Origin of the sequence: Brockia lithotrophica (assembly GCF_003633725.1) — a bacterium.
GTDB classification, from domain to species: Bacteria; Bacillota; Bacilli; order Thermicanales; family DSM-22653; genus Brockia; species Brockia lithotrophica.
Window position 1 is genome coordinate 132,333 of sequence record NZ_RBIJ01000001.1, and the last position, 15,443, is coordinate 147,775.

At 65.8% G+C, this 15,443-nt stretch carries 14 protein-coding genes; all 14 read left to right on the plus strand.

Translation table 11 applies throughout. The features are described 5' to 3' along the window. Nucleotides 1-121 precede the first annotated feature (121 nt). Nucleotides 122-1,258: a putative lipid II flippase FtsW gene (gene ftsW / locus C7438_RS00585; RefSeq protein WP_121443421.1), complete on the plus strand. Its 1,137-nt coding sequence runs from the start codon at nt 122-124 to the stop codon at nt 1,256-1,258. A gap of 118 nt (nt 1,259-1,376) precedes the next feature. Then, entirely contained in the window at nt 1,377-2,315 is a 939-nt protein-coding gene (gene murB, locus C7438_RS00590) for a UDP-N-acetylmuramate dehydrogenase (protein ID WP_121443422.1), read from the plus strand. A 16-nt stretch (nt 2,316-2,331) separates the two neighbouring features. Then, entirely contained in the window at nt 2,332-3,612 is a 1,281-nt protein-coding gene (gene murA, locus C7438_RS00595; RefSeq protein WP_121443423.1) for a UDP-N-acetylglucosamine 1-carboxyvinyltransferase, read from the plus strand. Nucleotides 3,613-3,648: 36 nt separating this feature from the next. Further along, nucleotides 3,649-4,377: a cell division protein FtsQ/DivIB gene (locus C7438_RS00600; RefSeq protein WP_121443424.1), complete on the plus strand. Its 729-nt coding sequence runs from the start codon at nt 3,649-3,651 to the stop codon at nt 4,375-4,377. Nucleotides 4,378-4,462: 85 nt separating this feature from the next. Further along, nucleotides 4,463-5,653, plus strand: coding sequence for a cell division FtsA domain-containing protein (locus tag C7438_RS00605; RefSeq protein WP_121443425.1), 1,191 nt, complete (start codon nt 4,463-4,465; stop codon nt 5,651-5,653). 173 nt (nt 5,654-5,826) lie between these two features. Next, nucleotides 5,827-6,912 (plus strand): cell division protein FtsZ, encoded by a 1,086-nt coding sequence (gene ftsZ / locus C7438_RS00610; protein ID WP_121443426.1) that lies wholly within the window; start codon nt 5,827-5,829, stop codon nt 6,910-6,912. A gap of 285 nt (nt 6,913-7,197) precedes the next feature. Further along, nucleotides 7,198-8,160, plus strand: coding sequence for a sigma-E processing peptidase SpoIIGA (locus tag C7438_RS00615; RefSeq protein ID WP_121443427.1), 963 nt, complete (start codon nt 7,198-7,200; stop codon nt 8,158-8,160). Then, a complete protein-coding gene (gene sigE, locus C7438_RS00620) occupies nt 8,132-8,866 on the plus strand; it encodes an RNA polymerase sporulation sigma factor SigE (protein ID WP_121443428.1) in 735 nt (244 codons plus the stop codon). The genes C7438_RS00615 and sigE overlap by 29 nt, the downstream gene beginning before the upstream one ends. Nucleotides 8,867-9,025: 159 nt before the next feature. Continuing rightward, entirely contained in the window at nt 9,026-9,814 is a 789-nt protein-coding gene (gene sigG / locus C7438_RS00625) for an RNA polymerase sporulation sigma factor SigG (protein WP_121443429.1), read from the plus strand. A 140-nt stretch (nt 9,815-9,954) separates the two neighbouring features. Next, a complete protein-coding gene (locus tag C7438_RS00630) occupies nt 9,955-10,233 on the plus strand; it encodes a YlmC/YmxH family sporulation protein (protein WP_211321990.1) in 279 nt (92 codons plus the stop codon). A 66-nt stretch (nt 10,234-10,299) separates the two neighbouring features. Further along, the gene (locus C7438_RS00635; protein ID WP_121443431.1) at nt 10,300-11,175 is read left to right on the plus strand and encodes a purine nucleoside phosphorylase YfiH/LACC1 family protein; all 876 of its coding nucleotides are present in this window, start codon (nt 10,300-10,302) and stop codon (nt 11,173-11,175) included. A 51-nt stretch (nt 11,176-11,226) separates the two neighbouring features. Continuing rightward, complete coding sequence (locus C7438_RS00640; RefSeq protein ID WP_121443432.1) at nt 11,227-11,652, plus strand: cell division protein SepF; 426 nt, start codon at nt 11,227-11,229, stop codon at nt 11,650-11,652. Nucleotides 11,653-11,802: 150 nt separating this feature from the next. Then, entirely contained in the window at nt 11,803-12,309 is a 507-nt protein-coding gene (locus tag C7438_RS00645) for a DivIVA domain-containing protein (RefSeq protein WP_121443433.1), read from the plus strand. 279 nt (nt 12,310-12,588) lie between these two features. Beyond that, nucleotides 12,589-15,384 (plus strand): isoleucine--tRNA ligase, encoded by a 2,796-nt coding sequence (ileS, locus tag C7438_RS00650; RefSeq protein WP_121444011.1) that lies wholly within the window; start codon nt 12,589-12,591, stop codon nt 15,382-15,384. Nucleotides 15,385-15,443 lie beyond the last annotated feature (59 nt).

Below are 15,443 nucleotides of genomic sequence, written 5' to 3' on the forward strand. Positions count from 1 at the left end.
TCGGCCGCGGGATCGACAAAACCCGCGGCCCGCCTGCCGGCGGATTTGCGCCGGGCGGCGCCGCACGCCCGGGGGAACGGCTCCGTCCATGCGCCTGCGAGATACGGAGGGAGGCGGAAGTATGGGTGCTCCGGGCACGGCAACGGTTCCGCGGCGGGGAATCGCAGGGGGAGACTCTCTCGACTTCGTCCTCCTCGGAGCGGCGGTCGCTCTCGTCGTCTTCGGCCTACTCGCAGTCACCTCGGCCGGTTCGGCGGTAGGGGCGCGCGACTTTGGCGATCCGTGGTACTACGGGAAGCGGCAAGCGGTCTTTGCCGCCTTGGGGCTTGGGGCGATGGCCGTCTTCGCCCGCACGGATTACCGGGCCTTTCGGCGCTACGTCCCCGCACTCACGGGGATCGCCCTCCTCGGGCTCGTCCTCGTGCTCGTTCCCGGGATCGGCGACGTGCGCGGCGGGGCCCGAAGCTGGATCGGATTCGGCGCCTTTTCCGTGCAGCCGGCGGAATTCGCCAAGTTCGCCCTCATCTGGACCTACGCCCACCTCTTGGACCGGCACCCGGACCTCGTGCGCAACGGCTCCAAAGCGGCCCTCGCCTTCGGCTTCCTCGCCCTCGTGTTTGCCCTCATCCTCCTCGAACCGGACCTAGGGACGGGGACGGTGCTTGCGGCCTCCGTCCTCATCCTCTTCTACGTCGCCGGTCTCTCCCACCGCGTGTTGGCCGTTCTCGCCGCCCTCGGCGCCGCCCTCTTCGGACTTCTCATCCTCGCCGAGCCGTACCGGATCCGACGGATCACGGCCTTCCTCGACCCGTGGCAAGATCCCCTCGGCGCCGGGTACCAGACGATTCAGTCGCTCATGGCCGTAGGGCCAGGAGGGGTGTTCGGCGTCGGCTTCGGGATGAGCCGGCAGAAGTTCCTCTACCTGCCGGAGCCGTACAACGACTTCATCTTTGCGATCGTCGCCGAGGAACTCGGGTTCCTCGGGGCGATGGCACTTCTCGCCCTCTTCTTCGTCTACCTTTGGCGGGGGGTGCGGGCGGCACTCCGCGCCCCCGATGCCTTCGGCTTTTACCTCGCCACGGGGTTTACGTCCCTCGTCTTCGTCCAGGTATTCATCAACGTCGGCGTCGTCCTCGGACTTCTCCCCGTTACGGGGATCACCTTGCCCTTTTTGAGCGCGGGCGGGTCTTCCCTGGGGATCACCCTCGCCGGCACGGGCGTTCTTCTTTCCGTGTCGCGCGCCGCGCGGGCAAGTTGAATCCCGCCGGGACGCAGGGCCGCTTCCGCGCATACGTTGGGGTGGACCGGGCAACCGCCCACGCCAGCTCGGCGGGGGCAACCGGACCGGGGGACGCCGTGCAAGGGAGGAACTTTCCGTGCATCCCGCCCTGCGACGCCTCGCAGACCTCGCCTTTACCCGGGTGCGCTTCCGCGAACTCCTCGCCCCGTACACAACGTGGCGCATCGGCGGGCCGGCCGACGCCCTCGTGGACGTCGGTACGCCGGAAGAGCTCGAGCGCCTCTTCGCCTTCCTGCGGGAGGAGGGGATCCCCTGGTTCCTTTTGGGGCACGGGTCGAACGTGCTCTTCGGCGACGGCGGGTTTCGCGGGGTCGTATTCCGCCTCGTGGGCGCATTCCGCACCCTCGCCGTCTCCCCCCAGGGCGGGGACATTTCCTGTCCTCCCGGGACGGTTCTCGTGATCGCCGGCGGTGGGGCGTCTCTTCCCGGCCTTGCCTCCTTTGCCGCACGCCAGGGGCTTGCGGGGCTCGAGTTTGCTGGGGGGATTCCGGGGACGGTCGGGGGAGCGGTGGTCATGAACGCCGGAGCGCACGGCGGCGAGGTGAAGGACGTCCTTCGCTCCGTACGCCTCTTCACCCCCGACGGTCGCGAGGTCGTGGCGGGTCCGGAAAGCTTAAGGTTTTCCTACCGCACGTCGATCCTCCAGAAGGAACGGGCGGTCGTCGTGGAGGCAGCGTTTTGCCTTCGTCCCGACGACCCCGAAGAGATTCGCGCACGCCTGGCCGCCTTCCGCGAACGGCGCGCGCGGACGCAACCCGTCACCGCCCGCACGGCGGGCAGCGTCTTTCGCAACCCGCCGGGAGACTACGCGGGAAGGCTCATCGACGCCGCCGGGCTCAAAGGCCTTCGCGTCGGCGGCGCGGTCGTCTCGTCCGTACATGCGAACTTCATCGAAAACGCAGGCGGCGCCACGGCCCGAGACGTGCGCGCCCTGATCGAACGCATCCAGGACGAGGTGTACCGGAAGTTTGGCGTGCGTTTGGAGACGGAGGTCGTGGTGGTGGGGGAGGGGTGAGCGGAGGTGCTCACCTTTGTCCCATCTCCTCATCGAAGGCGGTCGTCCCCTCGTGGGCCGGCACAAGGTCTACGGGGCCAAAAACGCGGCGCTCCCCATCCTCGCCGCCACCGTGCTTGCGCGGGACACCTTCGAAATCGAAAACGTCCCCGACCTCCTCGACCTAAAGATCATGATCGCCATCCTCCACGCGCTCGGGGCGCGCGTGCGGCGCGAGGGGACGACCCTCTACGTCGACACCCGGGAAATCCACCGCACGGAAGTCCCCGAGGAACTCATGGGGCAGATGCGTTCGTCCCTCTTCCTCATGGGGCCCCTCGTCGCCCGTTACCGCGAGGCGACGCTCTACCGCCCCGGAGGCTGTGCCATCGGCACGCGGCGCATCGACTTCCACGTGGAAGGGCTGCGGCGGCTCGGGGCGCGCGTCGTAGAAGAAGGCGGGAGGATCGAGGCGCGGGCACTCGCCCTCCGCGGCGCCACGATCGTCCTCCCGTACCCGAGCGTGGGCGCCACGGAAAACCTCATGATGGCGGCGGCGCTTGCTGAGGGGACGACGCGCATCGTAAACGCCGCCCGGGAACCGGAAATCGAGGACCTCGGCCGCTTCCTCAACGCGATGGGCGCCCGCGTGTACGGTGCAGGGGAGGCGACGATCGTCGTGGAAGGAGTGCGCGAGCTCCGGGGCACCCGCCACCGCGTGATCCCCGACCGCATCGTCGCCGGGACGTTTCTCTTCGCCGCGGCGATCACCGGGGGGGACGTCGTCCTCGAGGACGCCAGACCTGAGCACATGGAGGCAGTCCTGGACCTCCTCGCGACGAGCGGTGCGGAGCTCGAAGTAGGGGCGGATACGATCCGCCTGCGGGGGAAGCTCCCCCCGCGCCCGCTCCCGCGCGTGGTCACGGCCCCCCATCCCGGGTTTCCCACGGACCTCCAGCCCCAGCTCGTCACATACCTCACGCAGTCGGAGGGTACGAGCGTCGTCGTGGAGACGGTCTTCGACGGCCGCTTCCGCCACGCAGAGGAGCTCGTCCGCATGGGGGCCAAGATCTACGTCGACCAACGCACGGCGGTCATCGAAGGGCCTACACGCCTCAAGGGCGAGCGCGTTCGCGCCTACGACCTTCGGGGAGGCGCCGCCCTCGTCCTCGCGGGTCTCGCTGCCGAGGGGACGACGCGCGTCTACGGGCTTACGCACATCGACCGCGGCTACATGCGCATCGAGGAGGAGCTTGCGGCCCTCGGAGCTTCTATCCGCAGGGTTTCCGCGACGCGGGAGGAAGAGGCGGCGGGCTGAGCCGTCGGTCGGGATCGTTCGGGAGGAGGAGGCGCCGTGCGCAGGAAGCTTCGGTTCTTCGTCGCGCTCTTTTTCTTCGGCGTCGCCGTTGCCGCGTACGCCTTTAGCCCCTACGCAAAGGTCGGCTCGGTCGTCGTCGACGGCGCCGTGCGCGTCCCGCGGCAAGAAGTTCTCGCGCTTTCCGGCGTGCGCGAAGGGGACTTTTTGGGGCGGGCCCTCTGGGCCCGCCGCAACCTCCTTGCGAGCGGGGAGTTTCGCTCCGCGCGCGTCCGGTGGACGTTTCCCAACCGGATTTTCCTGAGCGTGGAAGAAGAGGAGGCGGTGGGCCTTCTCGCAGAAGGAGGGACCCTGTTGGCCAACGGCCACGTCTCGCCCTTTGTTCTCCCGGGGTCGGAAGGGTCTTTGCGTGGAGATCGGGACGCGTCGCCGGTGGACGAGCCCCCAAAGGGCGCGTCTCCTTCTTTGCCGCGCCTCGTGGACGTCCCCCACGACCTCTTTCCCCGCCTCGCGGCGGAGCTCGCCGCAACGCCGAAGGAAGTGCGTACGGCGATCGCCGAAGTGCGCGGGACGCCGCGCGCCTCCGATCCAGAAGCCTTGCACCTTCGCTTTCGCGACGGACTCGTCGCGGAGACGACGCTGCGCCACCTGGGCCGCATGCTCGCCTCCTTTCCCGCCGTCCGCCGCGCCCTGCCCGACGCCCCGAAAGGCGTGCTCTACCTCTACCCCGAGGGGATCTACTATTCCGAACGCCCCAAGTCCTTCTAGTTCGCCCCTCTACGCGGGATGAGGCAGGAATTGCCCTTTTCGACGTGGAACACATACGGATGAGCCGGAAAGGAGGGGGCGGGCGGTGGTATCGCGCAGCGTCATCGCCGCCGTGGACATCGGCACCCATCGGGTTCGCGTCGTCGTCGGGGAGCGCCGCGGCTACGCCTTGTACGTCCGCGGTGCGGCGGCGGCCCCGATTGCGGGGACGGCAAAGTCGCGACCGCGGGAGGTCTTGGACGTGCTCCCCGCGCTGCGCCGCGCCTTGGAGGAGGCAGAGGCCATGGCGCACGCGACTCCGGAGGTGCTCGTCATCGGCGTAGGGGGAGCGGAGGCGGAAATCGCCCCCGTACGCGTATCGGCGCGGCGGGACCCCCGGACGGCGGTCGACGACGCCGAAGTGGAAGCCCTCGTCGCCGCGGCCCAGGGCGAAGGGGCGGGGGCGTACGTTCCCGAAGTTTTGCCGCGGCGGTTCCTCCTCGATGGCGTCCGGCTCGCCGACCCGCGAGGCCACGCGGGACACGAACTCGTCTTCGAAGGCTGGCAAGTACGCGTTCCGGAGGAAGTCCTCGAGGCGTACCGGGGTCTCCTCAACCGGCTCGAGCGCGAGGCCGTCTACCGCTTTCGCCCCTTTGCCGTCCTCGAACTCCTCACGCACGCGGAAGAGCGGCGCGAGGGCGTCGTCGTCGTGGACGTGGGCGGCTGGAACACGGAACTCATCGCCGTGAAGGACGCGGAGCGCCTCGTCGTCGAATCCTTTCCCTTCGGCGGCGCCTACCTCACGCGGGACGTGGCGCGCGTTCTCGGGATCTCCCTCGCAGACGCGGAGCAGCTCAAGCTCGCGCACGGCGTCGCCTACGTCCAGGAAGCGGCGGACGTCGAGGTCCTCTCCCTTCCTTCCGAGAAGGGCGAGGCGTACCTCCGGCAGACGGAGCTCGCCCAAATCCTCGAAGCCCGTCTGGAGGAAATCCTCACCCTCGTGCGTTCGCGCCTCGAGGAGCACGCCCTGGATCCTCTGCCCACGTACGTCTTTACCGGGGGGACGTCGGCCCTTCCTGGATTTACGGGACTCGTTCGCCGCCTCTTTCCCGGTTCCGTGCGCATCGGCTACCCCCAGTACATGGGCGTACGCCATCCCTCCCTGAGTGGCGCCGTCGCCCTCCTGCACGCCGAAGCCCTGGCTGGACTCGCAGAAGAAGGGTTTCGCCGACACGACGGAATCCGCGAAGAAGGGTGGATTCGCCGCGTGCGCGAGTGGCTTCTCGAACGGTTTTGACCTTCCGCGGAGGCGCTCGGCCGCGGAAGGGGTTTCCTGCGGAACCGAAGACGAGGTAAGATAGATGGAGTAGGGAGAACCTCCGAAGAGTTGAAAACATCGGAAGGACTGCCGATACGAGAAGTAGGTTCGGTCGTCGTGCCTACGGGTGTACGAGACGGGAGGCTACGGAGATGCTCGACCTGGAGATGGAAAAAGCCGTTCCGGCCGTCATCAAGGTTGTGGGCGTCGGAGGCGGCGGTTCGAACGCCGTAAACCGAATGATCGAAAGCGGCCTTTCGGGCGTAGAGTTTATCGCCGTAAATACGGACGCACAGGCCCTATCCCTGTCCAAGGCGGACGTAAAGCTGCAAATTGGCGAAAAGCTCACCCGCGGTCTCGGGGCGGGGGCCAATCCGGAGATCGGGAAAAAGGCGGCCGAAGAGTCGCGCGAGGCCATTGAAGCCGTCCTTCGGGACGCCGACATGGTCTTCGTCACCGCGGGCATGGGCGGCGGTACGGGAACGGGAGCCGCCCCGGTCATCGCCCAGGTGGCGAAGGAGCTCGGGGCGCTCACGGTCGCCGTGGTGACCAAGCCCTTCCGCTTCGAAGGGAAGCGCCGCATGCTTCAGGCGGAAGCGGGAATCGCAAACCTCAAGGAGCGCGTAGACACGCTCATCGTCATCCCCAACGACCGCCTTCTCGAAGTCGTGGACAAGAACACGACGATCACCGAGGCGTTTCGCATGGCGGACAACGTCCTCCGCCAAGGCGTGCAAGGGATCAGCGACCTCATCGCCGTTCCGGGGCTCATCAACCTGGACTTTGCCGACGTAAAGACGATCATGCAGGACAAGGGTACGGCCCTCATGGGAATCGGCGTCGCCTCCGGCGAAAACCGGGCGCAGGAAGCGGCGAAGCGGGCGATCATGAGCCCCCTTCTCGAGACGACGATCGAAGGGGCGAAGGGGGTACTCCTCAACATCACCGGAGGGACGTCCCTCACCCTCTTCGAGGTGAACGAGGCGGCCGAAATCGTCCACGCGGCCTCCGACCCGGATGTGAACATGATCTTCGGAGCGGTGATCAACGAATCCCTCGACGACGAGATTTACGTGACGATCATCGCCACCGGCTTCGACGAAAAGAAGCGCGAGGCGGGCTTTCCGCGGACGCAGGAGGCGGCGCCCTCTTCCTCCAAAGCCCCGGAGGATTCCCCTCCCTTCTTCGACGACTTCGACATTCCGACGTTTCTCCGCAAGCGCCGTCCGCGCCCCTAAAGAGGCGAAGGACCCCACTTCGGACGCCCCTTTCGGTTCCGCTGCACTGCGGGCCGAAGGCGGGGCGTCTTTTCGTTTCGCTACGCGGGAAATGCATCGCCCCGCCGCTCTCTTTCGCCCGAAGAGGCCGGGCGTTCCACCGACCTCGGGCGGGTTTTGTCCAGGGAAGGACGAAAATGACGGGCACGGGGAGAAAGTTTCGTTCCCGGCGCCTGCCCGCTTCGACACCTCCTTCCGGGGACGGGGGATATACTTGGCCCTAGACCGAGCCCGGGGGGAGGGGCGATGGAGCCCGTCTTCTACGTCGACCTGTTCGTCCTCTACAACTTCCTCGTCGACGCCCTCCTCCTTTGGGCCGTGGCATCCCTCGCCGACCGCCCGATCCGCATCTCGCGCCTCGTGGTCTCCGCCCTTTTTGGGGGAGTCGCCGCCCTTCCTCCGTACGCTTCCGAATGGCCCGCATCGTTCACGGTAGGCTACGCGGCGGTACTCTCTTTCCTCGTCGTCTGTGTCGCCTTTTCCGTGCGAAACGTCCAGGTACTCCTCCGCCTCACGGCCCTCTTTTGGCTCGTCTCTCTCCTCTACGGGGGCGTGCTCACGTTTCTCGCATCTTGGGAAGGGCGGGGTGCGGGGCTTTCCACGACGCCGACGTCCCACGCCTCTTGGGGAGCGCTCCTTTTGGGCTACGCGCTCATGTTTTCCTTGGGCAAGGTGACCTTGCGGGCCTTGGAGCGAGGGCGGCGGGGGATCGCACACCGAGTACGGGGTACTGCGCGGGCAGAGGGGAAAGAGGTTTCCTTCGTCGGCCTCGTGGACACGGGCCATCTGTTGCGCGATCCGGTAGGAAACGTACCCGTGCTGCTCGCCGATACGTCCGTTTTGGTTCGCCTCTTTCCGGAACTCGGAGGCCTCCCGCAGGCGGTAGAAGTTCTCGAGCGGCTCGTCGAAGGCCGGATCCCCCGGGATTTCCCGGAACCCTTGGTTCGCCGGTTCCGTCTCTTGCCCTACCGCAGCGTGGGCGGTTCCGGCCTCCTCCCTTCGTTTGTCGTCGACGAGGTCGTCCTCGAGGCGGGTCGGGAGCGCGTACGCCTCCACCGTCCCCGCCTCGCGTGGAGCGTCCGCCCTCTCTTCTCCGACGCCGCCGCCGAGGTACTCGTCCCGGCGGAGGTCTTTCCGAGTGCGGAGCTGTCAAGCGACCCGAACCGAAGGAGGGAAGGACATGTGGACGTGGCGGACCCTCGTGCATAAGATTAAGGCCTTCTTCCGCATGGTACTCGTACGGCTCGGGCTCGCGTCCGAGGAGGTGTACTACCTCGGAGGGCCGGACACGCTGCCGCCGCCCCTCGCCCGCGAGGAGGAGGAAGTGCTCATCCGCCGGCTTCGGTCGGGTGAGGACGCGCACGAGGTCAAGCAGACGCTCATCGAGCGCAACCTCCGCCTCGTCGTGTACATCGCCAGAAAGTTCGAGCAGCCGTACGTCCCCCTCGACGACCTCATCGGCATCGGGACCATCGGCCTCATCAAGGCGGTGCACACGTACGATCCGGAAAAGAACATTAAGCTCGCCACGTACGCCTCCCGCTGCATCGAAAACGAAATCCTCATGCACCTAAGGAAGGCGAACCGCCTGCGCCACGAAGTCTCGCTCGAGGAGCCGCTGACCGTGGACTCCGACGGAAACGAACTGCTCATCGCCGACGTCCTCGGGCACGGGGACGACGAGCTCCACCGCGGCATCGAGGCGGAGGTAGACCGAGAACTCCTCCGCCGGGCGATCTCCACGCTGAGCGAGCGGGAGCGGACGATCGTCGAGCTCAGGTTCGGCCTCCGCGACGGCCGGGAATACACGCAAAAGGAGGTTGCGGACCTATTGGGGATTTCCCAGTCGTACATTTCGCGCCTTGAAAAGCGGATTCTCCGGCGGCTCGAGGTAGCCATGAGCAACATGGCGTAGGCTTTCGTCTCCTGCCGAAACGAACGTTTGCCTTCTCCGGAGCTTCGCATTTGGTGTGTCTGCAGGGGCCGTTTTCGTCATGGATCGTCCCGAACCGGGCATACTGAGTAACGCCATGCGCGGACGTGGCGGAAGTGTGTACCGGGGAGGGACGAATGCGTGTCCGGGAACCACAAGGTCGAAATCACCGGCGTCGACACCTCGCAGCTTCCCGTACTTACGAATGCGGAAATGCAGGAACTCTTTCGGCGCATGCAAGAGGGAGACCTGGAAGCCCGGGAGCGCCTCATCTACGGCAACCTGCGTCTCGTCCTTTCCGTCGTGCAGCGCTTCAGCCACCGCGGAGAAAACATGGACGACCTCTTTCAGGTGGGCGTCGTCGGCCTCATCAAGGCGATCGACAACTTCGACCTCGCACACGGCGTGCGCTTTTCCACGTACGCCGTGCCGATGATCGTGGGGGAGATTCGCCGCTACCTTCGGGACAACGGCGCCCTTCGCGTATCGCGTTCCCTCCGGGACGTTGCCTATAAAGCCCTCAACGTGCGCGACCGCCTGCTCGGAGAACGGTCGATCGAACCTACGGTGGACGAAATCGCCGCCGAGCTTTCCCTTTCCCGCGAGGAGGTCATCCTCGCTCTGGAGGCGATACAGGAGCCCGTTTCGCTCTTCGAGCCCATCTACCAGGACGGGGGCGATCCGATCTACCTCATGGACCAAGTCCGCGACGAGCGCACGCGGGAAGGGACGTGGGTTACCTGGATCGCCTTGCGCGAGGCGTTGCGCAATCTGGGGCCGCGGGAACGGCTCATCGTGACGAAGCGGTTTTTTGAAGGAAAGACGCAGATGGAGATCGCGGAGGAGATCGGGATCTCCCAGGCGCAAGTTTCGCGCCTGGAAAAGAACGCCTTGCGCCACATGCAAAAGCACGTCGACCTCGCGGAATAGGCGCCGCTCCGGGTTCGGAAGGAGCGGGAAGGAGCGGGACTGGTCATCGCCTTTTTCGCGCGCCGCACACGGCGCGTTTCCCCAGGTAGTTCGTGGCGTACCTTTCCGGCCGCCGCGCATATACCGGTAGAGGGAAGGCGGTGGCTGACGTGCTCAGGATTTCCGAGTTTCAATCCAAGGACGTCGTTCGCCTCTCGGACGGGAAGCGTCTCGGACGCGTGGCCGACGTGGAAATCGATCCCGACGCCGGGCGCGTGCTTGCCCTCATCGTCCCCAAAAGCGGGGGGATGTTTTCCTGGTTTCGGCGTCCTGAAGAAACCGTCGTGCGCTGGGAGGACATCGAGACGATCGGGGTCGACGTGATCCTCGTTCGAACCCCCGATTCTCCCGCGTCCCGACTCCCGGAAGGGAAGTCTTAACGGTATAATGGACCACGGGCGAAGCCGTGGTGAGGAGGCCGCGGGTGTTCCCGAGGAGGTGAACACGTGGAAGGCGCCCGAACGGGAGACGGGCCGTTTGCGTACGACTCCGAAAACCGCATCTTTTGGCTGCGCGTACGCGGTACGGCGACCGTCGTGGGGGGGCTTACGGCGCGAGACTTCGACCGGCGTCCGGGAGAGCCGTGGGGGAATCTCTCCCCCTCGCGCGAGCGCGACCCCGCCGTAGCCGAACGCCGCCGGCGCACGCTTCTCGCCCTTTTGGGGGACGAGCTCCGCCTCGCCGCCCCCAGGCTCGTCCACGGTGCGGATGCTTGGGTCCTCGAGGCGCAGGGTGGCGACTGCCGCGGGACGCTCGTCCGGGAGAACGGAGAGGAAGAGGAGATTCCGGCGGGAGACGTTCCCGAGGCGGACATCGCGGCGACCGACTGTCCGCGGGTGGTGCTCCTCATGACCTACGCGGACTGTTTGCCCCTCTACTTGTACGCGCCCGGGAAGGCGATCGCCCTGGCGCACGCCGGTTGGCGCGGGACGGTGCGCAATGTGGCCGGCCGCAGCGTCGAACTCCTCGTTCGAACCTTCGGCGTGGAGCCAAGGAGCTTGCGGGCGGTCGTCGGTCCGGGAATTTCCCGTGCCGCGTACGAAGTCGGAGAAGACGTCCTCCGCGCGTTGGAAGGTCTAAGGGAACGGGCCGGTCTTGCCGATACGGAGATTGAGCGGGTGCTCGACCGTGGGCCGGGCGGAAGGGCGCGGTTGGACCTCGCCCTTTTGAACGCTCTTCTCTTGCAGAAGGCAGGAATTCCCGAAGACCGTATCGAATGTAGTCCTCTGTCTACAGACGGAAACGGAGACCTCCTCTTTTCCCACCGTCGGGAAGGAGAGAAGGCGGGGAGGATGGCCGCCTTCCTCTTCCTTCGAGCCTGAGGCGGCGCCTGCGACAATTTTCGAAGTTCGAAAGATGGGAGGAAGCCTTTCATGATGGATCGCGTGTTTCAGTGGATTGGGCTGGGCGACGACGGCGAATTCACCGGAGAGGACGGCCGGCAGCCTGCCGAACCGGAGACCGAGGCGGAGCGGTCGCGGCGGCGGGGGAACATCGTACCCTTGGAACGGAAGCGGAGTGAGGCAAAGGTGGTCATCGTAGAGCCGCGGACGTTCAACGAGGTAAAGGACATTGCAGACCACTTGCGCGCGAGGAAGGCCGTGCTCGTGAACTTCCACCGTGTGCCCCACGAGCTCAAGCAGCGGATGAAGGACTTCTTGAGCGGGACGATTTACGTCCTGGAAGGGGAGTTCACGGCCGTAGGAGAGGACATCTACCTCCTCGCTCCGGAGAACGTAGAGATCGAAGGGTCGATCTCGCTCTTTGCCGACGAGACGCTGGGGAACTTCCGCCGCTGACCTTTCGAGAACGGGGGCGTCGGGCCGAACACCGGCGGGACGGGCGGGTTTACCCGCTTTCGGGGTGCGGTCCCTCGGTGGTGGTGTAGCCCTTAGGCGCATCCCGGAGGTGAGGTGTGCGGGCGGGGCGGGCAAAGGGGGGATGCGGCGGTGGCCCTGCGACCCGAAGACATCGAACACAAGGAATTCCCTATCGCCTTTCGCGGGTACCACGTAGACGAGGTGAACGCCTTTCTCGAACAGGTGGCGCGCGAGATGGCGCTTCTTCTCGAGGAACAGGCGAGGCTTCGAAAGCGCGTCGCCGAGCTCGAGGAGCGACTCAACCATTACGGGAATTTGGAGGAGACCCTCACGAAAACCCTCGTGGCCGCCGAGAAGACGGCGGAGCAAGTGAAGGCCAACGCGCACAAGGAGGCGGAGCTCATCCTCCGGGAGGCGGAAAAAAACGCCAACCGCATTGTCGAAGAGGCCCTCGCCAAAGTGCGCAAGATCAACTTGGAAATCGACGAGCTCAAGCAGCGGGCGATCGTCTATCGCAACCGCTTCCGCACGCTGCTCGAAGCGCAGCTCGAGATGCTCCAGAGCCACGATTGGGACCGCCTCACGGAGGAGACCTTTGGGGAAGGCAGGGGGCGTGAAGAGCTCCGCACGCCGTAAGCGCGTTTCTTTGGCTTTCTTCCGTAAGACGCCTACGCACCCGGCGAAGAAAAGATGCGTCGCCGGGAGGAAAACGTCTCTGCGTACGTAAGAACTCCGATCTTCCGGCTCCGTGCTTGCCGGGAGGGATTTGCTTTCCCTATAATTACCCGTAAGCCGGGCCGCTTTGAGAGTTGGTTCGGAAACGGGCGCGAGCGGAGGCCTTTCCATCCGGCGGGTGGAAGGCTTTTTCGTGTACCAACCGGTCGTTTTGCGTGGGACAAAGGAGATGTGGCAAACGTGGACTACCGGGCGACGGTGAACCTCCCCAAGACGGACTTTCCCATGCGCGCCAACCTCCCGAAGCGCGAGCCGGAAATCCAAGCTCGTTGGCAGGAAATGGGCATCTACGCCCGCGTACAGGAAAAGAACCGCGGTCGGCCCAAGTTCGTCCTGCACGACGGACCGCCGTACGCCAACGGCGACATCCACATGGGGCACGTCCTCAACAAGGTCCTCAAGGACATCATCGTGCGTTCACGCTCGCAAATGGGGTACGACGCGCCTTTCGTGCCTGGATTCGACACGCACGGAATGCCGATCGAACACGCGGTGATCACCCACAAAAAGGCCGATCCGCGTTCCGTGGGCATCGTTCCCTTTCGCAACCTCTGTCGCGAGTGGGCGGAAGAGTTCATCGCACGGCAAACCCGGCAGTTTCAGCGTCTCGGCGTCCGCGGCGACTGGGAACGCCCTTACGTGACCTTCGACCCCAAGTACGAGGCGGCGCAGATCCGCGTCTTCGGGGAGATGGCCAAAAAGGGATACATCTACCGCGGGCTCAAGGTGATCTACTGGTCTCCTTCCGCGGAGACGGCCCTCGCCGACGCGGAAATCGAGTACCGCGACAAGGTCTCCCCTTCGATCTACGTCGCCTTCGATGTGGTGGACGGGAAGGGCAAGCTTTCCCCGGGGGACCGCGTGGTGATCTGGACGACAACCCCGTGGACGCTCCCCGCCAACCTCGCCGTGACCTTGCACCCGGAGTACCGCTACAGCCTCTTGGAGACGGACCGCGGCAACCTCCTCGTGGCCACGGAGCTCGTCCCCGCGTTCCGCGAGGTCACCGGCGTGTCCGTCGTTCGGGAGCTCGGCTCTTGGCGCGGCCGGGAGCTCGAAGGCGTCACCCTCCACCACCCCTTCTACGAGCGCGTGGTTCCCGTCGTCCTCGGAGAACACGTCACCCTGGACATGGGTACGGGCGCCGTGCACACGGCACCCGGGCACGGAGAAGACGACGCCTACGTGGGTGAGCGGTACGGTCTTCCCCTCCTTTCGCCTGTGGACGAAAAGGGGAGGTTTACCGCCGAAGCCCCCGGTTTTGAAGGGATGTTTTACGCGGACGCCGACGAACGGATCATCGAGATCCTCGCCGAACGCGGCGCCCTCATCCACCGAGGGACGATCCGTCACACCTACCCCCACGACTGGCGTACGAAGAAGCCCGTGATCTACCGAGCGACGGAGCAGTGGTTTGCCTCCATCGATGGGTTTCGCGAAGAACTCCTGCGCGCCGTGGAGAGCGTTCGCTGGATCCCAGAGTGGGGGGAAATCCGCCTCGCCAACATGATTCGCGACCGCGGCGACTGGTGCATTTCGCGGCAGCGCGTCTGGGGCGTCCCCATCCCCGCCGTCTACTGCACGACGTGCGGCAAGCCCATCATCGACGCGCAAATCCTCGACCGCGTCGCCTTGATCTTCGAGGCCGAAGGGTCGAACGCGTGGTACGAGCGTCCGGTGGAGGACTTCCTCCCCGAGGGCTTTCGCTGTCCGCACTGCGGCGGCACGCACTTCCGCAAGGAAACGGACACGATGGACGTCTGGTTCGACTCGGGATCTTCGCATGCGGCCGTCCTCCGGACGCGTCCGGAGCTCGAGTGGCCGGCGGATCTCTACCTCGAAGGCTCGGACCAGTTCCGCGGCTGGTTCAACTCGTCGCTTACGACCGCCGTAGCGGTCTTCGGCCGACCGCCGTACAAGACCGTGCTCGGGCACGGTTTCGTCCTCGACGGGGAAGGGCGCAAGATGTCCAAGTCCCTGGGGAACATCGTCGACCCCATGGACGTCATGAAGACGTACGGTGCGGACATCCTCCGCCTCTGGGTCGCTTCCGTAGACTACACGTCGGACGTGCGAATTTCGGATGCGATCCTCGGGCAAATCGCCGAAGTGTACCGCAAAGTGCGCAACACGTTCCGCTTCCTTTTGGGAAACACGAGCGACTTCGACCCGACGCGCGACCGCGTGCCGCCGGAGCGGCTCTGGGAGCTCGACCGCTACATGCTCTCGCGCCTGCACGAGCTCATCGGCCGCGTGTGGCGGGCGTACGAGGCGTACGACTTTCACGAGGTGTACATGCTCCTCCACACGTACGCGACGGTGGATTTGAGCGCCTTCTACCTCGACGTGCTCAAGGACCGCCTGTACACGAGCCATCCGGAGGACGAGGGGCGCCGGTCCGCCCAAACCGTCCTCTACGAGACGCTTCGGGCGCTCGCGATCCTCTTCCACCCCATCCTGCCGCATACGGCAGAGGAAGTTTGGCAGCACATGCCCGGGCCGAAGGAAGAGAGCGTGCAGCTCGCCGACTTCCCGGAGCCCGATCCGCGCCTCATCGACCGCGCCCTGCACGCCCGATGGGCGAAAATCCTCGCCGTCCGCGAGGCTTCCAACAAGGCCATCGAAGAAGCCCGTAAGGCGGATCTCCTGGGTGCGGCGCTCGAGGCGCACCTCCACCTCTATCCGGAAAGTGCGGAGGCGGCCGACTTTCTCCGCTCGCTCCCGCGGCCCGAGGAGATCTTCCTCACTTCGGCCGTCACTGTCCACGACCCTGGAGAGGCCCCGCCGGCGGACGCCGTTCCCTTCCCGGGAGGGTGGGCTTCGGTATCCCGGGCGGAAGGGCAAAAGTGCGCACGCTGCTGGATGATCACACCGGAGGTCGGTTCGGATCCGGAGTATCCGGACCTCTGCCCGCGCTGTGCTGCGGTGGTTCGGCGCCTCGTCCTCGAGGGCCGCGTGGCGCAGTCGGACGCGTAAAGGAAACCTCCTCGGGAAAAGGTAAAAGGAGACCTGCGCCGCGCCCCGGCGTTTTGCCG

Bases quoted from the DNA above. Each gene is read 5' to 3' on its own strand.
- sigE (WP_121443428.1), top strand. From the start codon at position 8,132: ATGTGGACGTGGCGGACCCTCGTGCATAAGATTAAGGCCTTCTTCCGC.
- C7438_RS00615 (WP_121443427.1), top strand. From the start codon at position 7,198: ATGGAGCCCGTCTTCTACGTCGACCTGTTCGTCCTCTACAACTTCCTC.
- C7438_RS00640 (WP_121443432.1), top strand. From the start codon at position 11,227: ATGATGGATCGCGTGTTTCAGTGGATTGGGCTGGGCGACGACGGCGAA.
- ftsZ (WP_121443426.1), top strand. From the start codon at position 5,827: ATGCTCGACCTGGAGATGGAAAAAGCCGTTCCGGCCGTCATCAAGGTT.
- ftsW (WP_121443421.1), top strand. From the start codon at position 122: ATGGGTGCTCCGGGCACGGCAACGGTTCCGCGGCGGGGAATCGCAGGG.